20 protein-coding genes are annotated in these 23039 nt (G+C 38.4%); 7 read left to right on the forward strand and 13 right to left on the reverse strand.

Annotated elements, in window-relative coordinates; all coding sequences use genetic code 11:
* Window positions 1–301: UbiX family flavin prenyltransferase (locus tag VJ937_RS13140; protein WP_324067809.1), on the forward strand; the 301-nt coding region annotated here is incomplete at its 5' end.
* 15 nt (window positions 302–316) lie between these two features.
* Here VJ937_RS13140 and VJ937_RS13145 read toward each other — a convergent pair.
* Window positions 317–1963, reverse strand: coding sequence for a M28 family metallopeptidase (locus VJ937_RS13145; protein ID WP_324067810.1), 1647 nt, complete (start codon window positions 1961–1963; stop codon window positions 317–319).
* Window positions 1964–2094: 131 nt separating this feature from the next.
* Here VJ937_RS13145 and VJ937_RS13150 point away from each other — a divergent pair, with 131 nt between their 5' ends.
* Complete coding sequence (locus tag VJ937_RS13150; protein WP_324067812.1) at window positions 2095–5355, forward strand: VPS10 domain-containing protein; 3261 nt, start codon at window positions 2095–2097, stop codon at window positions 5353–5355.
* 104 nt (window positions 5356–5459) lie between these two features.
* Here the strand turns inward: VJ937_RS13150 and VJ937_RS13155 are convergent, their stop codons facing one another.
* Window positions 5460–6731, reverse strand: coding sequence for a permease (locus VJ937_RS13155; RefSeq protein ID WP_324067813.1), 1272 nt, complete (start codon window positions 6729–6731; stop codon window positions 5460–5462).
* Between the two features lie 123 nt (window positions 6732–6854).
* On the opposite strand from VJ937_RS13155, the gene VJ937_RS13160 reads away from it, so the two are divergent.
* Window positions 6855–7043, forward strand: a complete 189-nt coding sequence (locus VJ937_RS13160; RefSeq protein WP_324067814.1) for a hypothetical protein — start codon at window positions 6855–6857, stop codon at window positions 7041–7043.
* Between the two features lie 71 nt (window positions 7044–7114).
* On the opposite strand, the gene mnhG is transcribed toward VJ937_RS13160, so the two are convergent.
* The 11 genes from mnhG to recQ form a co-directional block, all read right to left on the reverse strand.
* Window positions 7115–7417: a monovalent cation/H(+) antiporter subunit G gene (mnhG, locus tag VJ937_RS13165; RefSeq protein ID WP_324067815.1), complete on the reverse strand. Its 303-nt coding sequence runs from the start codon at window positions 7415–7417 to the stop codon at window positions 7115–7117.
* Window positions 7414–7695 carry a monovalent cation/H+ antiporter complex subunit F gene (locus tag VJ937_RS13170; RefSeq protein WP_324067816.1) on the reverse strand — a complete coding sequence of 94 codons (282 nt, stop codon included), beginning with the start codon at window positions 7693–7695 and terminating at the stop codon, window positions 7414–7416. Before VJ937_RS13170 ends, mnhG begins: the two co-directional genes overlap by 4 nt.
* 3 nt (window positions 7696–7698) lie before the next feature.
* The gene (locus tag VJ937_RS13175; RefSeq protein WP_324067817.1) at window positions 7699–8031 is read right to left on the reverse strand and encodes a Na+/H+ antiporter subunit E; all 333 of its coding nucleotides are present in this window, start codon (window positions 8029–8031) and stop codon (window positions 7699–7701) included.
* Window positions 8028–9515 carry a proton-conducting transporter membrane subunit gene (locus VJ937_RS13180; protein WP_324067818.1) on the reverse strand — a complete coding sequence of 496 codons (1488 nt, stop codon included), beginning with the start codon at window positions 9513–9515 and terminating at the stop codon, window positions 8028–8030. Before VJ937_RS13180 ends, VJ937_RS13175 begins: the two co-directional genes overlap by 4 nt.
* Before the next feature lie 3 nt (window positions 9516–9518).
* Window positions 9519–9860: an NADH-quinone oxidoreductase subunit K gene (locus VJ937_RS13185; RefSeq protein ID WP_324067819.1), complete on the reverse strand. Its 342-nt coding sequence runs from the start codon at window positions 9858–9860 to the stop codon at window positions 9519–9521.
* Complete coding sequence (locus VJ937_RS13190) at window positions 9860–10276, reverse strand: MnhB domain-containing protein (protein WP_324067821.1); 417 nt, start codon at window positions 10274–10276, stop codon at window positions 9860–9862. The genes VJ937_RS13185 and VJ937_RS13190 overlap by 1 nt, the downstream gene beginning before the upstream one ends.
* Window positions 10273–12579: a hydrogen gas-evolving membrane-bound hydrogenase subunit E gene (gene mbhE, locus VJ937_RS13195; protein ID WP_324067822.1), complete on the reverse strand. Its 2307-nt coding sequence runs from the start codon at window positions 12577–12579 to the stop codon at window positions 10273–10275. Before mbhE ends, VJ937_RS13190 begins: the two co-directional genes overlap by 4 nt.
* Before the next feature lie 15 nt (window positions 12580–12594).
* The gene (locus tag VJ937_RS13200) at window positions 12595–13524 is read right to left on the reverse strand and encodes a universal stress protein (protein WP_324067823.1); all 930 of its coding nucleotides are present in this window, start codon (window positions 13522–13524) and stop codon (window positions 12595–12597) included.
* Window positions 13525–13858: 334 nt separating this feature from the next.
* The gene (locus VJ937_RS13205) at window positions 13859–14989 is read right to left on the reverse strand and encodes a universal stress protein (RefSeq protein WP_324067824.1); all 1131 of its coding nucleotides are present in this window, start codon (window positions 14987–14989) and stop codon (window positions 13859–13861) included.
* Window positions 14990–15243: 254 nt separating this feature from the next.
* Window positions 15244–15993 (reverse strand): Bax inhibitor-1/YccA family protein, encoded by a 750-nt coding sequence (locus VJ937_RS13210; protein WP_324067825.1) that lies wholly within the window; start codon window positions 15991–15993, stop codon window positions 15244–15246.
* An 81-nt stretch (window positions 15994–16074) separates the two neighbouring features.
* Window positions 16075–18264: a DNA helicase RecQ gene (recQ, locus tag VJ937_RS13215; RefSeq protein WP_324067826.1), complete on the reverse strand. Its 2190-nt coding sequence runs from the start codon at window positions 18262–18264 to the stop codon at window positions 16075–16077.
* Window positions 18265–18459: 195 nt separating this feature from the next.
* Here recQ and VJ937_RS13220 point away from each other — a divergent pair, with 195 nt between their 5' ends.
* The 4 genes from VJ937_RS13220 (at window position 18460) to VJ937_RS13235 (ending at window position 22746) form a co-directional block, all read left to right on the forward strand.
* Window positions 18460–19440, forward strand: coding sequence for a KpsF/GutQ family sugar-phosphate isomerase (locus VJ937_RS13220; protein ID WP_324067827.1), 981 nt, complete (start codon window positions 18460–18462; stop codon window positions 19438–19440).
* 162 nt (window positions 19441–19602) lie between these two features.
* A complete protein-coding gene (locus tag VJ937_RS13225; RefSeq protein WP_324067828.1) occupies window positions 19603–20409 on the forward strand; it encodes a hypothetical protein in 807 nt (268 codons plus the stop codon).
* 75 nt (window positions 20410–20484) lie between these two features.
* Window positions 20485–21321: a hypothetical protein gene (locus tag VJ937_RS13230; RefSeq protein WP_324067829.1), complete on the forward strand. Its 837-nt coding sequence runs from the start codon at window positions 20485–20487 to the stop codon at window positions 21319–21321.
* A gap of 9 nt (window positions 21322–21330) precedes the next feature.
* Entirely contained in the window at window positions 21331–22746 is a 1416-nt protein-coding gene (locus VJ937_RS13235) for a sugar transferase (RefSeq protein WP_324067830.1), read from the forward strand.
* Window positions 22747–23039: the final 293 nt, after the last annotated feature.

The following is a 23039-nucleotide window of genomic DNA, read 5'->3' on the forward strand; positions in this document are numbered from 1 at the left end:
TGCATCTATGGGTATTACCGGGCGCATTGCCAATGGCGTTTCAGATGATCTGATTAGCCGTGCAGCTGATGTAATGCTTAAAGAACGCAGGAAACTTATCCTTGTACCACGCGAAACCCCTTATAATCTAATCCACATCCGCAATATGGAAACCATCACCCTGGCAGGTGGTATAATTTGCCCGGCAACTCCTTCTTTTTATAACAAGCCAAAAGACATAAATGAGTTGGTCGATACCGTTGTTGACAGGATTGTAGATTTGGCTGAGCTGAAACACGACACTTTTCGATGGGGAGAGTAACTTTTGCAGCAGTTTTTAATCCATCATTTTTTCGATAAAGTTCTGTCTCTTTGGATGCTTTACTTTTACTTTCAGTTTTTTGTCCGTGTTTGCTACTTCCCACAGCATTCTATAGCCAACACGAGTTATTTCAGTAAGTTTTGTGTAATTAATTTTATCAGGCGTGTCTCTGGTAGTATGGTAATCGGGGTGCAAGCCTGTAAAAAAGCAGGCAATGGGTATGTTTTTTCGTTTAAACCGGAAATGATCTGACGAAAATGCCCAGGTCGTTCTTTCCCTGAAACCCGGGTGTTTGGAGATTATAACACTGTCCGATTCACGACCGGCCTGTTTTGCTTTTCTTTTAAAAAAGCGGCGATGTTTGCCATTGGCAATAACATAAGCTGTTTGTCTGTATTTATCGTCATTTTCCCTGTTACGACCCACCATATCAAGGTTTAAATTGAGCACCACATTTTCCAAAGGGACCGGGCAGTGATCTACAAAATAATCTGAACCCCTCAAACCCATTTCTTCTCCTGAAAAGGCCACAAAAATTAGACTTCTGCGGGGCTTTATCCCTTTTTCTTCTGCTTTCTGAAATGCGCGGGCCATTTCCATAATTGCTGCTGTGCCAGAGGCATTGTCGTCAGCCCCATAATATATGTGCTCACCTCTTTTTCCAATATGGTCGTAATGCGCTGAAACTACAATTATTTCATCTTTTTTATCGGTGCCCTCAATATAGCCAATAACGTTCTCTGTTTGGAGTGTATCTAGCTTATATTTGTTGGTTTTAATGTAGCAAATGGCTGTATCGTTAGTTAAGTTGATGTTGCGGGAGGCTTTCCCTTTGGCAACTTTTTTCTCCAGTTTTTTAAGCTTTTTATATTTCATCTTAAACAACCTGCCGGTTTCCCATGGATTGGCAAAAGCCATTACAATGGTATCATTATTTTGCATGAATGACTGCAGTGAATCAGCATAGCTGCGATATTTCGCATAATATTTGGGCAGAAAGGGATCCTTAAATTTATATGTAAGTGCTTTAAGCCGGTCGTTTTTGTTGATTTCGGCCAGCGGATGTTTTTCAGGGTTATAGCGAAATAGGCCGGCTTTAGGGAAAAAGATCAGGAAAAATTTTCCATGGGAGTGTGCTGCAATATTTTTAACATGGTTGTAGGTTTTTCCCAGGTTATCATCTAAAAGCAATATGGCAACCGTGTCTTTCAGATTGAGGTTTTTGTAGTTTTTGCCATAGCCCAAATATTTAAAGTGCAATGTGTCGCGAAAGTGCATTTCATGTGTGAAAAGATTGGTGCCAAAGAAACTCATGTACGGTAATTTATCGGCATATTTGCCCGTGTTTTTAGCCATTATGCCGGTGTTGCCATAATTGTATTTAAGGAGCGTATACCGCTGAAAATATCCATCCAGGTTCAGGCTGTCTAAACCATTTTTGCGGAAATAATTTGCAATATATTTTGCAGCAATTTTTTGACCATGCCTGCCTGTATTGCGCCCTTCAAGGCTGTCAGATGCCAGTGTGTACACATGCTGTATGAGATGCTGCTTTGTAATTGAATCTGCAAATGGTAATATTTCTGATTGGGCAAATGCAAAGCTGGACATGCAGGTAATGACAATTACTGGAACTATCTTCTTAATAAATAACCTTTTCATGCTGTTTTTCGTTTTTAATATCCGTATTCGGACAAAAATATCAATATTGTTATTTACTCATACTTTTTTGATAATAATTTTTTAATTTCATAGAGATTTACTTTTCAGATCGTTACATAAAATCTTATACAATGAAAAATCTATTCCTCATCCTCATTGCATTGACATGCGTTTTTACACTCAATGCACAAGACAAAAAAGACAAAGAGATATTTTCCGAATCTAGTTTCTCAGGATTGAAGTTCCGGAGCATCGGTCCGGCTTTTATGTCGGGTAGAATTGCCGACATTGCCATTCATCCTCAAAACAATAACATCTGGTATGTAGCTGTCGGGTCAGGAGGGGTTTGGAAAACCAGGAACGCTGGTACCACATGGAACCCCATTTTCGATAAGCAATCATCGTATTCAATTGGTTGTGTAACCATTGATGAGAATAATCCTAATATTGTTTGGGTCGGGACTGGCGAAAATATCGGTGGACGACATGTAGGTTATGGCGATGGGATCTATCTGAGTAAAGATGCGGGCAAATCCTGGGAGAATATGGGATTGAAAAAATCAGAACATATTTCAAAGATTATCATTCACCCTGAAAATTCGGATATTGTGTGGATTGCTGCGCAGGGGCCGCTATGGTCAAAAGGTGGTGAGCGAGGTTTATATAAAACCATTGATGGAGGTAAAACATGGAGAAAAACACTGGGTGATGATGAGTGGGTAGGTGCTACAGATATTGTAATGGATCCACGAAACCCCGATCGGTTATATGCAGCAACATGGCAACGACACAGAAATGTGGCAGCATACATGGGAGGTGGCCCGGGAACAGCCATTTACAAATCGGAAGATGGTGGCGAAAACTGGGAAAAACTAGAAAAAGGATTACCAAAATCAAACATGGGTAAAATTGGCCTGGCCATTTCTCCTCAAAAACCCGATATTCTTTATGCAGCTATTGAATTAGACAGAAGAACTGGAGGCCTTTATAAATCTACAGACAGAGGTGCATCATGGAGTAAGCAGTCCGATGCTGTTTCGGGAGCTACCGGCCCGCATTATTATCAGGAATTGTATGCCAGCCCGCACCATTTCGATAAACTTTACCTGGTTGATGTACGCATGCAGGTGTCAGAAGATGGTGGCAAGACATTTAAAAGAATGAAAGAGGAGTTTAAGCACTCTGATAATCACTCTGTTGCATTTCGCGATGATGATCCGGATTATTTACTTATAGGTACCGATGGAGGTATTTATGAAACGTTTGATGCTGCAGAAAACTGGCGCTATATTCCCAATTTGCCCATTACCCAGTTTTATAAGGTTGCTGTAGATGATGCCGAACCTTTTTATAACATTTACGGAGGAACACAAGACAATAATACACAGGGTGGGCCATCCCGCACAGATGACACAAGAGGCATTGCCAATTCTGATTGGGAGGTGGTATTATTTGCCGACGGACATCAGCCAGCAACAGAACCGGGCAATCCGGATATTGTTTATGCTGAGTGGCAACAGGGAAACCTGGTACGTGTGGACAGAACTACCGGAGAGTTTGTATACATTCAACCCCAACCCGAAGCAGGAGAAGATTATGAGCGTTTTAATTGGGATGCTCCAATTTTGGTTAGTCCGCATAAACCCACACGCATTTACTTTGCGTCCCAGCGTGTCTGGAAATCTGAGAATCGTGGTGACAGCTGGACGCCCATTTCGGGTGATTTAACGAAAAATCAGAATCGCATTGAATTGCCTATTATGGATAAGCAATGGAGCTACGATGCACCTTGGGACATGGATGCCATGTCAAACTTCAACACCATCACTTCTTTGGCTGAATCGCCCGTTCAGGAGGGTTTAATCTATGCAGGAACCGATGATGGAATCATTCAGGTTACTGAAGATGGCGGTGGCAAGTGGCGAAAAATAATGGTCGATGATCTGCCCAAAGTGCCCGAAACAGCCTTTGTAAACGATATCAAAGCAGATCTGTTCGACGCAAATACAGTATATGTGGTGCTGGATAACCATAAATATGGTGATTTTGATCCCTACGTGCTCAAGAGTACAGATAAGGGCAAGTCATGGAAGTCAATAAAAGGAAACCTGCCTGACCGCACTTTGCTGTGGAGGATTGTGCAGGACCATGTAAATAAAGATTTGATGTTTCTGGGAACTGAATTCGGCATTTACTTTACGGTTACGGGTGGCGAAAAATGGGCAAAGCTTTCAGGGGGAGTACCAACCATCTCATTTCGCGATTTGGCTATTCAGCGCAGAGAAAACGATTTGGTTGGCGCATCTTTCGGAAGAAGTTTTTATGTGTTGGATGATTATTCAGCATTGCGACAGGTAACAGAAGAACAACTGAAAGGTGAAGCTAAATTATTTCCTACACGTAAAGCGTGGTGGTATAAACAACGCTCGACGTTAGGTGGGAAAAAAGGATCGCAGGGAGCGCAATACTTTACAGCACCTAATCCACCTTTTGGAGCTGTATTTACTTACTATGTAGGGAAAGCGTACAAAACTTTGGAAGAAATAAGGAAGGAAAAAGAGAAAGAACTCATCAAAGAAGATGAAGATATTCCTTTCCCCGGGTGGGAAAAACTGGATAAAGAGAAATTGCAGGAAAAGCCTAAGATTATTTTAACAGTAAAAAACCTTGAAGGTAATGTAATTAGAAAAATTGAGGGCCCGGCCAAAAAAGGATTTCACCGGGTAAATTGGAACCTGAAAACAGCTTCTCAAAGAGCGATCAATCCCGATAGGACCAATTCTAATTGGCAGCCCGAAGGACATATGGTAGCACCGGGTAAGTACACCGTGACATTGTCTAAACAAATTGATGGTGTTGTTACAAACCTTTCGGAGCCAATGGAATTTGAAGTGGAACGAATGAGAAAAGGAGCACTTGAGGGTGCTGAGCCAGATAAGGTAGTGGCATTTTGGGAAGAAATCGAGGTGTTGCAAGGTAAAATGAGTGCAGTATCTATGGCAATACAAAATACAGAAAAGAAAATTAATGCTATGGAAAAAGCACTTTCAAGAACAGATGTAGACCCCACCATGCTTAATTCGAAAATGTATAATCTTAAAATGGAGTTGGCCAGGCTTAGACTTAAGTTTTTCGGAAGTAAAGCTAAAAGTGAGGTGGGTGAGCGAAATAACCCAACGATTTATAGCAGAATTAGTGCAGCTCAAATGGGAACTAATAATTCAACTTATGGACCTACGCAAACTCATAAGCGTAGTCTTGAAATAGCGCAGAAAGAGTTTAAAGAGCTAAAATTACAATTGAAAGAAATAATGAACAACAAAATACCTGCAGTGGAAACAGAATTGCAAGAGCTTGGCGCTCCATGGATTCCCGGGCAAAAGCTACCTTAAACATATAACCATCGGCATCGCTCAAAGCGACTGAAGGCTTTAAAGTCTTTAATTGATCAGGTGGCTTAAAGTCACCTGATCAATTGATCGCAAGGTACTTTTTTTTATACAATAACACCTTCGAGTTTATATCCAAGGTCTTTCACTTGTTGTTGGACACTGTCGATTGGAACATTTTTGCCCTGTACAGCTACGTATCCGGTGTTTTCGTTAGCTTCCACGTGGTCAACACCATCTATTTGTTTAAGGTGTTTTTCAATGTTCATTTTACAGTGTTTGCAGTCCATACCTGAAACATGTAAGTTGGGATTGTCGAGTTTTTCACCTGACACAACTTCACGGGTTTTGAACCTTTCTTTGCTAAATAAGTTTCCAAGTATTTTCATAAGATGATAAAGAATTAGAAGGATTAGTATTGTCGCAGAGGAGTATATCAACCACTCGGGCAGTATACCATGCTCATGGGTTTGCATGCTTTGTTCAATGGCAAACCAGGACGATGGCAATAAGTAATCAATAACTAAGCCCGAGGCAATGGCACCCACTATAATGGTAACCAAATATTTAATAAAGCTGATTCTTCCCAGCGTTTGTGCTATTACAGTAATGGTTGCGGCATTGGTAGCCGGCCCGGCCATTAGAAATACCAGGGCTGCACCGGGAGAAATACCTTTCAGAATTAATACTGCTGCAATGGGTACTGAAGCTGTAGCACACACATAAAGTGGTATGGAGGCCAATATTACAAAAAGGTACTCATATGCAGGATGGGTCATATGCTGACTGAAAAAGTCATCGGGTACAATTACTGCAATTAAAGCTGCAAGCAATAGACCTAAAGCCAGCCACTTTACAATGTCAGCCATAAAATCTATAAAAGCATAGCGCAGCATGGCTACTATTTTATTGTCTTTTATATGCTGCGAGCTACCTTCATTGAGGGGCTTGCTAATTATTTTTTGTTTTTCACCTTTATTTACCCACCAACCGGAAAAAATACCTGTAATCATGGCAACAACGGGCCTGATAAGGGCTAATGGTAACCCAAGCATCGACCAGGTAACCAATATTGAGTCTACTCCGGTTTGTGGTGTAGAGGTCATAAAGCTTATGGCAGAACCTTTTGACGCTCCGTTTTTGTAAAATGATACTCCTGCCGGAATAACACCGCAACTACAGAGAGGCAGGGGCACACCAATTAGCGAAGCATTGAATACTGAGCGCAGGTTATGTTTACCCATAAACCGGTTCACCTTGTGCTGGGGAAACCATACATGAAGCACCCCAGCAAAGAGAAATCCTAACATCAGATAGGGAGCCATCTCTAACGTAAGGTGCCACAATTCACTAAAAAAGGTATTTATGTAATTTAGCATAATGAGATCTTTTTGTTTTCAATACAAATCCCATTCCTTCTGTTTATTTTTATTGCAAGAATAGCGGTTTTCTTATAAACTTTTTATTTTTTTATGGGTTAGTGGCATTTAAAAGGATTTAAAATGAAGGTCAAATTAGTGGTCATTTCCATAGTTTTGATGGTGCTGGGTTTTGGTATGATTCATAATGGTAATCCTACCATTGAATATGCCGGTAGTGCAATGATTGGAGTACCGGCGCTTTACCTCTTATTCTTGCTTTTCAGGGTGTATTTTAAGAAACACGACAATCCTGTTGATGATGCAAAATAGCACAATGATCTGAGACTTTAAGTTTCCGAATTTTTACTCCGTTGGTAGGGATCCTATAGGCTCAAGTTAGTTTAATCTTTTTGTTTTTTGGAGTCTTTGTCTTTTTTTGCAATAAAAGATTTTGCAATTGAGTGGGCTGCCAGAGGAGCTGTCAGATAAATGAAAATTATTACAAGCAAAGATTTGATGTAGATTGCAGGCGTGTTGAAGAATAGAGAAACTGCAATTAACAGCAACAAAGTGCCGAATGATGTTGCTTTGGTTGTAGCATGCATACGGCTGTATAAGTTATTGAACTTTACAAGACCGATGGCTGCTATCAGAATAAAAGCAGATCCTAGTAAAAGTAATATGGAAACAAAATATACTGTCATGAACTTTTACGTTTTTGTCTGAGATACGTAGAAATGGCTACTGTACCAATAAATGAAATTAACGATATTATGATAACCACATCGATATAAAACTCGCTTTTCCAAAGCATACTGTAGATAATGATAAATCCGGTTACTATGGAGGCAATAAGATCCATGGCTGCAATACGATCATTTACGCTCGGGCCACGCACTAACCTTACAAATGAGAGTAAGAGTGCCAGTAGCAAGAATGCCAAACCTGTGTAAATAACTATTTCCGGAACTTCATGCATCATTTTTTATTTTACGAGTGCTATTATTTTGTTTTGAATTGTTTCTATCTCCTCGATTACTTTGTTGTTGGTGTTGAAATATAAATAGTGTATAAGGAGTGCTTTTTTTTCTTCAGAATAATCTATGCTGAGCGTACCTGGTGTCATTGAAACCAGGTTGCTGAATAATAACAACCCTAATGGACTGTTGGTGCGGTTTTTTACCCATACATAATCAGATTTTGTGTGCATTGTGGGCGTAAGTATATCATAAGCAATAAAGAGGTTTGATTTTACCAGGTTATACAGGTAAAATAAAATAAATGCTATGAACAGATATGTTTTTTTAATTAATTTCATTTTTGTGGCATTAGTACTTTTTCAATATAAACCTGAGGATCAATAATTTGTTTGGCGGCATCATAGGTAATTTCAAAAACCTCCGATGCGAATATTCCCATTGCAATACTTGCAAGTCCGAGTAATACCGATGGTAGTAAACCTGAAAATGATAATTTAGCTCTAGGTAAGCTATGGCTGGTTTCAGGTTGTTTTTTCAGAAAAGCTTCGTTCCAAATTTTTATCATACTGTACAAAGTCAGCAAGCTAGTTAAAATCGCTACAGTTGTGATAATGTACTGTTCTGCCTCAAAGCCGGCTTTAATGAGAATAAATTTGGCAAAGAAGCCTGAAATAGGCGGTATACCTGCCAGTGCAAAAGATGGAACGATAAACAATATTGCAAGTAGCGGTTGTTCTTTAATTAAGCCACCAATATCTTTTAAATAAAAAGTTCCTTTTAATTTGCTTATGAGACCGGCAACGAGAAATGTATTGGTTTTTGCGATCATGTTGTGAATTGTAAAGAAAATGGCCCCGGCAATAGCAAGCGGTGTAAAAATGCCTAATCCCATTATCATGTAGCCAATTTGGCTGATAATATGATAGGACAAGATTCGTCTGGTTTCATAATGAGTTGAAGCTGCCATACCTCCAATCACCATTGTGAAGCCGGCAATTATAAGCAGAAGATTGTGCCAAAAAAGTGCGTCTTGTACAATAAACATCGTAAAAAAACGGAAAAGTGCATAGACCCCAACTTTTGTAAGCAATCCGGCAAATAGAGAGGTTACAGTTATATTGGGTGTGTGATAAGATGCTGGCAGCCAAAAAAATAAAGGAAAGAGGCCGGCTTTGATGCCAAATGCTACAAAAAACAGCATCGCAGAAGTATTCATCAGCAGATTTTCCTGGTCATCCTGTAAGATTTGTGCCAGGTGGGCCATATTTAATGTGCCGGTTTTCCCATAAAGTAAGCCCAGCCCGGCTAAAAAAAGCATGGAGCCAATAAGGTTCAAAGCTAAATATTTTATGCCTCCTTCAAGCTGTTCTTTTTTATTGCCCATCGTTATTAATACAAACGATGATAGCAACATAACTTCAAACCATACATATAAATTAAAAACATCGCCAGTTGTAAATGCGCCGTTTACGCCCATTGCGAGGGAGAAAAAGAATATATAAAACCTTGGTCCATAGTTTGCTTCACGCACAAAACCATGGGCGTATATGGAGATTGCCAAAAAAATGAAAGCTGAAACAAGCAGCATAATGGCTGCCAGGTAATCTATCACCAGCGAGATACCGAATGGGGCTTTCCAGCCACCAACCTGCAGTACTAATAATTCCTGATTTCGAACTTCAGCAAACAAGTATACGGAGGTGCCAAGCAGCAATAAACTACCTACTATACCAAGTATGGCTCCAGCTCTTTGTGATTTGGTAAAGAGTAGCACTATGATTAGCGCTAAAGGTATTAATATGGGTAGTAATATTGCATTCATATGCTATTCATCTGTTTGTTTGAGTTGGTCGAGGTCATCGGTACCAGTGGTTTTGTAGAATTTGTATTTCAGGGCAAGTGTATAAACAACTATTCCAAAACCAATTACAATTGCTGTGAGTACCAATGCCTGTGGTAATGGGTCTGTTTCAACCGCTGATATGCCTTTGCCATTTACAAAAACAGGTTTGCCCGAAATTATGCCGGCAGAAAGAAATACCAGCAAATTGGTAGCATTGCTTAAAAATATTATGCCGATAATAAATTTCAATATGCTCCTGCGCAATAAAAGATATGCTCCTATTGCGTATAATAATCCTATTAATATGGCGAGTAATATTTCCATTATTCTTTATTTGATAAGGTGAAAAAAAATTGTAGCGTAACGCCAATTACAGTAAAGAAAACTCCTATATCGAAGAGCAATGGCGTGCCTATTTTGAGTCCACTTCCAAAGGGCAATGGGATGGTGGTCCAAACACCTTGAAAAAGGGTACCTTTTGCCCACAAGCCCGGCAAAACACTAATTAAAGCGATAAATAAACCAATGCCGATATAGTGCGCTGGTTTTATTTTGAGCTTTTGTTCTATGTTGGTTGCCGAAAAAGCTAAGCTTGTATATACAACCGATAAGCCAGCCAAAAGCCCGCCAATGAATCCTCCTCCCGGCTGATTGTGACCCCTCAGCAACGCCAGCACGGCAAATATCAGCAATATTGCCCGGATATATTTCGATGCTATTTGTAAGATTACTGAGTTCATAGCTTTTTTGTTTTTTTCTTTAATAATACGTAAACCCCAACAGCAGCAACGCTAAGTACAGTTATTTCGCCAAGCGTATCCAATGTTCTGAAATCCACGAGTATTACATTAACCACGTTTTTCCCAAAAGCTTCCGGATAACTTTTTTCAATGAAAAAATCAGAAATCGGGAGGTTAAAATCTACATGAATTGCTTTTAAGGCCAAAATTGTCATTACACCTCCAAATACCAGTGCAATAGCAGCATCGCGCAGGCGCGTTGATTTTTTCGAAAGTGTAGCAAATTTTGGAAGCTTTTGCAACACTAACACAAAAATTACAATGGTTAACGTTTCTACTATGATTTGCGTTATAGCTAAATCTACAGCACTGTAATAAAGATATATCAGTGATATTCCATAGCCCGTTATCCCCATGGCTATAATTGTATTTAAGCGCGATCGTGATATGGCACTATATATTGCTGCCAGCATCATGATGCCAATGAGCCCGCTAATGTAGAATGGCTGAAGTGTAAATTTAGTATCAAGCTGCCAGTCGCGTGTTATAAAAATTTGCAGCCAAAGCAGCAGCGAAGTGAAAAGTATAATGGTGAGAATATAATACCTGTGATAACCATGCTGAATGAGCTTTGTGTTTTTCCCTGAGTAGCCCACAAAACGATCGATCCCCGAAAGGAAAACGTCTGAAAAATTAATGTAGAATATTCTGTCATTCAGTTTTCTCCAGCCCAGCAAAAATTTGTGGTTTTTATATATTAAAAGGAATATAAGTACACCAGAAATTACAGTGAAAAGACTCAATAGAAATACCAGGTTTAAGCCATGCCACAGTTTTAACTTTATTTGCACGACCTCCACCCTGATTACTTCAATTGCGGGTTCGATTAAACCAGAAAGAAAATCTGGATATAAACCAAGTGCCAGACTGAGAAATGCCAGCGATGCCGGCCCTGCCAAAAAATACAAATCAATTTTTTTAGGGCGTTTTATGTGGGTTAGTGCTTTGCCCATAAAAACTTTAAATAGAAAATAAAGGGAAATGGTCACCATCAAAATGTTAGAAACAACCCCAAAAATGAGTACCAAAAAACCTAATCCGGGCGATTGCACCTTTGCCTCATAAATAAGCTCTTTTCCTATAAACCCCAGCAGTGGTGGTAATCCGGCCATTGACAATAAAGCTATAGCTGCAACGCCAAATCCATAGGGTAAAATGCGTGCCAGGCCGCCAAGTGAGTCAATATCCCGTGTACCTGTTTTTTTGTCGATATAGCCAGCAATCATAAATAGTGAAGCTTTGTAAAAAGCATGCACAAATAGGAATACCATGGCTGCTTTAACCGACAGGTTGGTGTCGATACCAAATAAAAGAACCAATAAACCCAGGGCACTAATGGTTGTGTAGGCAAGTATTGCCTTAATATCTTTTTGAGTGATGGATAGATATGATCCTACCAACATGGTTATTGCACCAATGACGGGTATAATGTGTGTCCATTCATCAGTTCCTCCTAAAACAGGGTTTAAGCGAGCAAGTAGAAAAACTCCGGCCTTTACCATAGTTGCTGAATGCAGGTAGGCGCTTACGGGAGTAGGAGCTTGCATAGCTCCGGGTAACCAAAAATGGAATGGAAACTGGGCCGATTTAGTGAAAATACCAATTAAAATTAGCAGTAAGGCTGGTAAATATATTTTGCTGGCCTTTATCTGTTCGGCATGTGCTATCCAGTCTGATAGGTTGTAACTATCAGCTATATTGCCAATTAGTATAATGCCAGCCAGCAGTGAAAGCCCTCCAAAAGTTGTAATAAAAAGTGACTGAAAGGCAGCGCTTCGGGCTGAGTCTTTTTCGTTGAAAAAGCTAATAAGAAGAAACGAGAGCACACTTGTTAATTCCCAGAAAATGAAGAATTGTATAAAATTGGTAGACAGTACCAGTCCAAGCATCGCTCCACTGAAAACCGATAAATAGAAATAAAATCTTGATCTGCCTTCGTAGCTTTTCATATATGCTTTTGCATACAGGAAAACAAGTGCTCCTATAGCCGTGATTAATAAGGCGAATATAAGGCTTAGTCCATCGAGGGTAAATTCAATATTTAGCGATAGTTCAGGTATCCATGCAAAGCTTTGTTTGGTTATTGTTCCTTTTGATATTGCCGGAATACGTGTTAAAAAATAGATAAAAGCCCCAAAATGCAGAAGGGCCGGTAGTATAGGTTTTACGCCCTTTATTTTTTGGGGAACAAGAAACATGGCAAATGCCACAATCAGGTATAGTAATAACACGAAAGATTCCATGAACACACAATGAGACTATCTAATTTTATTTTTATCTAAAATTCCGGCCGGATCAACAAATCCTTGCAAATATTTACTAAAATTAAGGTTGGTGGCTGCTGATGTTAAACTCAAAACCGGCACAGTCGACTCATTGATGATATGGTGTGCAAAGGCTCCTATGTAATTATCGTAGGTGTAACCTTCTTTGTGGGTCATTACCAAAATCAGCCCTCCATCTACATCTTTAGCGTATTGAAGAATTTTTCGAAATGGTGGTTCATCATCTTTAGGAAATAGTTTAGTAGTACATTGCAAGCCATTTTCTGTTATAGTTTTTTTCGCTTGTTTAAGTTTTTTATAAATGCGGCTTTCGCGCATTTTAATACCGCCAATTAAAGCAGATACCAGGTGAATTTCTGCACCATAATTTAGACCGTGCACAATAGCACTGAATAGTTTTCGCCTCATCTCTTTGGTAAGGTCCAGCGGAACAATTATTTTATCATTCATTTTTTCAATATTCCCCTTGAGCGTCAAAACGGGAACCGGGGATTTGAGTGTTACATGGTATACAGTACTGCCCAAATCTTTACTGGCATCTTCGCCCTGGTGATTTTCACCAAGAATGATCATGCGTGCATTGATATCTTCTGCCACGCTGAGTATTTTTTGATGTAGTTTGCCACGTTCAACCCGGCTGCTAATTTTGATTTCTGAGGTTTCTGCTTTCAACTCATCAATCATTTTTTGAAGTTTGTCTTTGATTTGATTGGTAAGTTTTACAAGCTCTTCTGTATTACTTTTACCGAAAAATTCAGACAGTATTCCGGGTGTTTCAATTACATGCAGAATTGTAATGTCTAAATTGAATTGCCTGCCCATATTTACGGCATATCTTAACGCTTGCTCAGAAGGTTTCTGAAAATCAACAGGAACCAAAATATTTTTTAATTTTTTCTCCATAATCTAAAATTTAATTATCGCTATAAATGCGCGCTAATCATGTATTTATATTAACATTGCCTAAAGAGATTTGTTTTAAAAAAACAGTTGCATTACATAACGATTTTGTTAATCTTTTCAGACAGTAAATTTAAACGAAATGATAACCTGAAGGTTAAAATCATTTATGTTTTTTAATGCTAATTACCGGAATCAATTTAACAAAAGCAATTGAAAACATAGAATTAGTACCCTTTTTAATGGGAAATAAGGGTAACAATACGGGTAGTTAGGCTGTGTATGTTTACATAATACGAAAATAAGGGTTTTTCAGGTTATGTGATTGAATAGAAAATCAGAGATTAAATTTTTCCAGATATTCATCGCCCCATATTCGTTTGACTATTTCTTTTGCATATGATCTGAAATGCGTTACCTTGTTGTCGTTGCCAAGGGCCTTATGCGTTTCCATTAATCCAATAATCACTGGAATATTGTCCGGGTATTCCTTTAAAGCCATTGTATATTTTTCCAGTGCCTTTTTGTAGTTTTTATTTTTATAAAAAACCCGCGCAGTATTTAAAACTGATTCAATAGATTTTAAATTGCTTTCAAAATAACTGTCTGTAATATCGCGAGCTTTTGTTGTTATGAAGTTGCATGGTACCTCTCGAGTTACTTTTTCAGTAGTGCTTCCCATTAGAATTCGACTAAGGTTTGATTTCCCGGTTGTTCCCATAAGGAGTAAATCAATTTTGTTTTCTTCAATAAATTGGAGGATTTCCTGATGAGGATTGCCCTCCCTCATTTCTATTTTGTGTTTTATGTTTTTGAGCTGAAATTTGTCAAGGAAGCTGGCAAAATCTTTTTCCTGAGTTGCTTTTAATCGCTTATTTTCTGCTGCATTATCCACTTCAAACCGTTTAGAAAATATATCGATTGGTTTAAACACATTCAAGATATATAGTTCAGCATCAAAATGCTCTGCAAGTGTAAGAGCATTTTTCAATGCTCTTTGCGCTGCATCAGAAAAATCAACAGGGCATACAATTTTTTTGATATGGTCAATCCCACTATTTTTTATAACTAAAAGCGGAATTTGGTTTTTCCGTATTAATTTTTCAGTTGTTGTTCCCAGTTTATATGAATCGCCTTTAGAAGCTTCGCGCGCTCCGGCAATTATAACATTGTAATCTTCGTTTTGTGCCTCCTGAATAATGCGCTCAAAAGGAGCCCCGGATTCTATTATTGTTTTATTAACTGTAATACCTTCGGATTTCACCTTTTTTGCATACTCATTGAGTTTTTCAGCGTAATTTTTTTCTACTATTGCCTTCATGTTTGGTGAAGTGTACCCCTCCTCAATTACATACATTAACGACACCTGAGAGTTGAATTCTTTTGCGAAAAGAATTGCATTTTCAATTACTTTAGTTGATAAGGGACTGAAATCTACGGTGGCCAGTATATTTTTTAATAGTTTCATAATCGCAATGTTTTGTTAATATTTATTAGGTGAATGTTAAACAAACCATTTTGATTTTTTGTTTATGGGGTTGTTTTTTTATGATTTTCCTTATGATTAAATGGCAGTAATTTAGGCTTTTATTTTTTATTTGGGTAGGTTTTTTGTGCCTGCAGAGAAATGTGATTTAATGCTATGATTTCTGAATTTTGTTTCATGAAAAAATGGCTGCTCAAAATGCTGAACAGCCATTCAATAATTAAGGTGTTGAATATTTAGTCTCTCCCTGCAAAGAGGGCAAGTAATCTTAAAATTTCTATATACAACCAAATGAGGGTTACCATAAGGCCAAATGCTGCATACCATTCCATATTTTTATCTAATCCGGCCTGGCTGCCTTTTTCTATAAAATCAAAATCGAGTATGAGGTTGAGGGATGCAATTATTACAATAACCAATGATATGCCAATACCCAGTGGGCTCGATTCATACATGAAAGTCAGGTTTGCACCAAACATATTTGCAATTATAGTTATAAAATACACCAGCGCTACACCTCCGGTTGCAGCCATTACACCTGCTCTGAATTTTTTTGTTGGTTTAATAATGCCTGCTCTGTAAAGCATAAGCATTGCGAAAAGTACACCGAAGGTTAAGGCAATTGCCCTCATCACAATTCCTTCTGCCGGGAACATGGCATTGAAATATGCCGATATAGCTCCCAGAAATAGTCCTTCCAGCACAGCATAAATTGGGGCAACGTATTTGGCAAGGTTTCGTTTAAAAATAATTACCATTGCTGCGATAAAACCACCAATAGCGCCACCAATCATCCAGCCCTGTACCATTTCGGGTCCGGCACTTAAAAACTTGCTCCAGGTGTATGAAGCTCCAGCCACAGTAAGAAGCACTAATAATGCAGTTTTTTGAATGCTTCCGTTAATGGTCATGGTTTGTGCTCCGCTTTCAGCAACCGATTTTCTGAATATTTTTTCGCTCAAAGCAGGATTAGATGTACGTAGCATAATCGTAATTTTTTACTATAACAATTACAAATTTTAGGCCGAACTTAGGGTCTACCCGTGGCCTAAATTGCAAACGATTTGTTAATTTGCCATTTCAGAGAAGAACTTAATGCGCATTAACCTGATGTCTTCTTCTGTATACTCTTCTTCTCCAAGTTCATCCAGCGCATTTTCAAGGGATTCATTTTCGGCTTCTTCCAGAAAATACGCATATACATCATCTTGTTTTTCTTCATCCACAACCTGGTCGATGTAGTAACCAATATTTAATCGTGTACCTGAATAAACAATGGCTTCAACTTCTTTAAGCAGGTCTTCCATTTCCATTCCTTTTGCAGCAGCAATGTCATCCAATGGTATTTTGCGATCGATAGATTGTATGATGTATACTTTTAACCCTGATTTATTGACAACTGACTTAACAACCATATCTTCGGGCCGTTCAATCTCGTTCTCGTCAACATATTTCTTTATCAGTTCCACGAAATCTTTACCATATCTTTTGGCTTTACCTTGCCCTACGCCAGTCATGTTTTGTAGTTCTTCTATACTGATAGGGTAGTGTATGGCCATGTCCTGAAGCGATGGATCCTGGAAAATTACAAAAGGAGGTATCTCTTTACGTTTAGCTATTTTTTTACGTAAATCTTTAAGCATTCCAAAAAGTGCCGGATCTGCCGATGCGGTATTTGCACTCGAACTGTGTACGTCATCATCCTGCTCGTCATCAGGGAACTCGTGTTCCTTGTATAAAGTTACAGAGTAAGGATGCTTTAAGAACTCTTCACCTTTTTCTGTAACTGTGAGCAGTCCATAATTTTCGATATTCTTACGAAGCAGTTTTTTTATTAAGGCCTGCCTGATGATGGCATTCCAGAAACGGGCATCATGGTCACCACCCGACCCGAATAAAGGTGATTTATGGTGTTTGTATGATTTTATTGCTGAATCGGCAACACCAGCGAGCAATTTTGAGATATAATCGGCCTTAAAGCTCTCTTTTATGGCCTTAATGGTCTCAATTATTTGAACAATATAGTCTTTTCCTTCAAAGGTTTCTTTAGGGTTAAGGCAGTTATCGCAATTGCCACATGGCTCTTCCAGGGTTTCTCCAAAATAGTTTAATAACTGCTGCACACGGCATACTCCTGATTCTGCATAAGTAACAACTTCATTAAGCAGTTGATTGCCAATTTCTTGCTCAGCAACGGGTTTACCCTGCATAAATTTTTCGAGCTTTTGTATGTCTTTATAGGCATAAAAAGCAATGCATTTACCTTCTCCACCGTCGCGACCTGCGCGTCCTGTTTCCTGGTAGTAGCTTTCCAGGCTTTTGGGTATATCGTAATGAATTACAAACCGTACATCCGGCTTATCAATTCCCATCCCAAAAGCAATGGTTGCCACAATTACATCGATCTCTTCCATTAGGAATTTATCCTGGTTGCCTGTGCGGGTAGCGGCATCCATACCTGCATGGTAAGCCAAAGCTTTTATTCCGTTTACGCGAAGCGTCTCGGCAAGCTCTTCTACTTTTTTCCGGCTGAGACAATAAATAATACCTGATTTTCCATGGTTATCTTTCAGGAATTTTATGATTTGTTTGTTGACGTTCTTTTTGGGACGTATTTCATAGTAAAGATTGTGCCTGCGGAATGATGATTTATAGACATTGGCCTCCAGCATACCCAGATTCTTCTGAATGTCGTGTTGAACCTTTGGCGTGGCAGTAGCTGTTAGTGCAATGATAGGTGCGCGACCAATGGTTTCTACAATTGGTCTTATGCGGCGGTACTCTGGTCTGAAGTCGTGACCCCATTCCGATATACAATGTGCTTCATCAATAGCGTAAAATTGAATATTAGCTTTTTTAAGAAAAAGAATATTTTCTTCTTTAGTTAGGGATTCCGGCGCAACGTACAATAACCTGGTTTTGCTATTCAGTACGTCTTCGCGCACCCTTGTCATTTCTGTTTTATTGAGAGAAGAATTTAAAAAATGAGCAATGCTGTCATCTCCGGCATAACTGCGCATAGCATCGACCTGGTTTTTCATTAATGCAATTAGTGGAGAAATGACGATGGCTGTTCCCTCTTGTAAAAGTGCAGGTAGTTGATAACATAATGATTTACCACCACCGGTTGGCATTAGAACAAATGTATCATTGTTTTGAAGCAAATTCTCAATAATAGCTTCCTGGTTCCCTTTGAAAGTATCAAAACCAAAATGCTTTTTCAATTCAGCACTAAGCTTACTATGTTTTTCATTCATTTGAGCATATATTTTCTAAAAATCTATTACTAAGTTAGTAAAATTCCAATACATTTATTTTTATTTTGTCTGTTATTCGGGTGATATTTTTTAGGTTTTATCAACAAACATAGACTTATTGATCCTGAGTGAAATAAAATCTAGTAATTTTACCCACTTTAACCCGATAAGCATTTTACAAAAACTGTGCATAAAATGAATGATCATAAACGTAACTATCAGAATATTTTAAAAATTGCAGGCAAGTCCATTGAACACGAAGCTTTAGCTATTAAAAATCTTGTGAATTATTTAGATGAAGATTTTGCTAAGGTTGTTGAATTGATTTATAATTCAGAAGGAAGATTAATTGTTACAGGGATTGGTAAAAGTGCGATTATTGCAAATAAAATTGTTGCAACTTTAAATTCAACAGGTACGCCTGCTGTATTTATGCATGCTGCAGATGCCATACATGGCGATTTGGGTATTGTACGTGAGCACGACAGTGTTTTGTGTATTTCAAAAAGCGGTAATACTCCGGAAATTAAAGTGCTGGTTCCTTTAATTAAGTCCAGAGGCAATACCCTCATTGGTATGGTGAGCAATGTCGATTCATTTTTAGGTAAAAACGCTGATTATCTCTTAAAAAGTACAATCGAAAAAGAGGCCTGCCCCAACAATTTGGCTCCTACGTCGAGTACTACGGCGCAATTGGTTTTAGGTGATGCTTTGGCTATTGCGCTAATTGATTATAGAGACTTTGGCGAGGAAGACTTTGCACGTTTTCATCCTGGGGGGGCACTGGGCAAAAAACTCTACATGCGTGTAAGCGATTTATACAAAAACAATCCCAGACCAATGGTATCTCCAGATACACCAGTTGAACAGGTGATTCTTGAAATATCTGAAAAACGACTTGGTGCTGCAATTGTTGTAGACAAGGATTTAAGTGTGGTTGGCATTATTACGGATGGTGATTTGAGAAGAATGATTCAGAAAAAGCTGGATCTTGCTTCTACTAAAGCAGAGGATATTATGAGCCGTAATCCAAAAACAATTGCTCCCGAAGCCATGGCAATTAAAGCTTTTAACATGATGGAGGACAATAGTATTACACAGCTTGCTGTTGCAGTAGACGGAAAGTTTGAGGGTATGGTGCATTTACACGATATATTAAAAGAAGGCATTGTATAGACATGTTTTTACTAAAACATGATTAGAAGAATCAGGGATTTTGAATACTTCTTTTTATGCTGTAACAGGCTATAATTATAAACTTTAAACAGAAAGTTGAGCTATTGAGTAAGAAGACTTTATTTTCCGTTTCGTTTTCAATGAATTATAAAACCCGGCAGGATGAAAATAGGATTAATTGGAACAGAAAAAGATATTCAAAAACGAGCCCCGATTTTTGCGGAAGCATTCGGTGAAAATAGTTTAACTATTTTGCACAGCAAAGAAGAGGACAAAAGTTTTAATTCAACTGATACCGTTGAGGAGCTCGTGCATTTGAACGACCTGGTAGTTGTTGAACCCGGTGCAGCTGAGAATCTGAATTTACTCTATCACACCATAAAAAAGGGAGATAAGATATTTCTCGACCTTGATTACCCGATTTCATTGCCGGTTATTCAAAAGTGTAAGGCTTATCAAGAAGAAGCAGGTAATGTAGTTGCGTTTGATATTACCCCATATTTTTTGCTGAAAAGCATCTTTAAGGATTTAACCAAACAAGCACATTTACATATTACCAGGTTTAATACTGAAGAAGAAATATTGCTGCAGGTCTATCAGATTTTAGTTTTTGGGTGTCTGTTTTTAGATTGTGAGAATATACAATCCTTTTTTCACGTAATGCCAGACCAAAACAAAAATGCCAGGGCTATTTCTGCTAACCTGAGTAATTTAAAAGATAAGTATTTACATCTATTTGTTGGTAATTATGCCAAGGGGAATAGCCATTATATGTTTTATGACGAGAACATTGTGGGACAGGGCGATTTTTCGGATGGCGAATTTTCTAATCATGCTGACATATTAAAACGACAACTTGATGCGTTATACAATCACAATATTAAAGGTGACCTGAACTGTCTTTATAGCGTGGTAAGCTTGCTTGAAAAGCTTAAAGATTCGGCCGAGAAGAAAGGTTTTTATGTGTAGGTCACTTTTAAGCAAGATTTTTGTTTTCTTTGCAAAAATATTTCAAAAAGTACGAATAATCTTATTTACCTGATAATGACCAGAATAAATACACTTGTTTTTATTGCAACGTTTTTATTTTTAATTGGTTGCGACCACATAAATCCAGAAGAAGAGATCCCAGTTTACCTTACAATTGAAGATATTACAGTTGACGAGGAGTATGCTCAATTAACAGATGCCTGGGTTTACGTAAATGAAAAACTGATAGGTGTATATGAATTACCGGCACATTTTCCTGTTTTGGAAAGTGGAAATGCAAATATAAGGGTAGTACCAGGAATAAAAGTTAACGGTATAGCTGTCTCAAGAGGTCCTTACCCATTTTATCAACCCTGGGAAGTTGAAAAAAATCTTGTACCTGGCGGAACAATTAATTTGAACCCCGTAACTTCGTTTCGTGAAGACCTTAATTTTCAATGGGAAGAAACATTCGAATTTTCCTCTACAACCCTCGAAGCTTATGATTCTACCCATACCACCATTATCAAAACAGATACCATTAGCGATGCACCTTCTTCGACAGCAGGCGCCATCATTGTGGAGCCCGATTCAACTTTTACTTTGCAATCGGTTGAACAGTACTTTTTACCTTCGGACCGGGATGTATACCTGGAACTTTCTTATAAAACAGACCATTATTTTGAATTTGCATGGCATGTCCAAAACCTAACTGATGGAAGTATAAGGGAAGCGCGCATATATCAGTTTAATCCAACTGATGGATGGGAACATATTTATATTTACTTAAGCAATTTTATCGGTGATTATAATGTCCTTAATCACCAGTTCCGTTTTCTTTTCGGGGGGAACAATATCACCGATGAATCTAAACATGTTTATTTAGACAATATTAGGTTAATACACTATTGATCAGACTATATGAATAAAAAGCTACTTACCCTAAAATATGTTTTATTTGATTTGCTGGCCGGGGCTATTAGCTGGGGCCTGTTTTACAGTTACCGTAAAATATATGTGGAGCACTTTCCTATTGAAAAAATACACCTTGGAAATGACGATACTTTTTTCCTTGGATTAAGCATTATCCCGTTTTTTTGGTTAGCGCTCTATTATTTTACCGGTGAATATCGAAATTTGTTAAGAAAGTCCCGGTTGCAGGAACTGGCATCTACATTTAAGCTTGTGCTTGTTGGATCGGTAATATTGTTTTTCATTCTTATTCTGGATGATTATATCTCATCATACAAAAACTATTACAGTTCTTTTTTTACATTGTTTTCCCTACAATTTGTATTTACCTATATTCCCCGGTTAACTATTACCAGTTCTACAATACGCAAAATGCGCCGGGGCGAGTTTTCTTTCAATACACTCATTATAGGAGCCCGGGAAAAAGCTGTTGGATTAATCAAAGAAATGAGCAATAAACCAAAGTCATCTGGAAATAAATTTATTGGGTTTGTGCCTTTGGAGCCGCAGGAGGAATATCCTTTAGAACAATATTTGTCCAAACTTGGCGATTCATTAGAAGATATTAATACCATTGTAAAAGAGTACAAGGTAGATGAGGTAATTATATCACTCGATTATCAGGAAAAAAACAAACTTGAAAAGGTTATTTCCCGGCTGGAGCTATTGCATACACGAACCTTAATGCAACCTGATCTTTACGACATTCTTACCGGACATGTTCAGACCACATCGCTATACAGCATCCCCCTTTTGGAGGTTACACATGAACTTATGCCGCCCTGGCAGGAGAATGTGAAACGATTTCTTGATGTGGTTTTTTCAATTATTGCCATGGTTATTTTAATTCCCTTATACGTGGGTATTTCAATAGCTATTAAAGCAAATTCCAAGGGGCCTGTTTTTTATTCTCATACGCGTATAGGCCGATTTGGGAAACCATTCACCATATATAAATTTCGTTCTATGGTGGTCGATGCTGAGAAAAACGGACCGCAGCTTTCAAATCATACAGATAATAGAATTACAAGTGTGGGAAGGTTTTTACGTAAAACACGCTTAGACGAAATCCCCCAGTTTTATAACGTGGTTCTGGGCAACATGTCTCTGGTTGGACCAAGGCCGGAACGCCAGTTTTTTATTGATCAAATTGTGGAGCGTGCACCACATTATTATCATCTGTTGCGGGTTCGACCTGGTATTACATCTCTTGGACAGGTAAAATATGGTTATGCCGAAAATGTTGATCAAATGATTGAGCGGTTGCGTTACGACATTATTTATATTGAAAACATGTCGCTTTATGTCGACTTTAAAATTATGATCTATACTATAAAAACCATTTTTGAAGCCAGCGGCAAATAGGCGACTAGTGTCATGTCAAGCGTAATCTGACGCGCCAAGTATTGATCTTTTCATTTGTATCTGCGTTAAAAAATGATTACAGAACGCTGTGCTATGCGCACATTTTTTGTCTTTCTAAAAACGAAAACCTCTTTAACTTACCCGTCATTTCACATTTGACATGACACTAATATTTGGCCACAATAGGATACCTGCGACCCATTCCGAATGCTTTTGATGAAACTCTCAGTATAGGGGGAAACTGGTAACGTTTATATTCATTGATATTTACCAGATGTGTGACCCTGAGCACA

Origin of the sequence: Salinivirga sp. (genome assembly GCF_035268865.1) — a bacterium.
GTDB lineage: Bacteria > Bacteroidota > Bacteroidia > Bacteroidales > Salinivirgaceae > Salinivirga.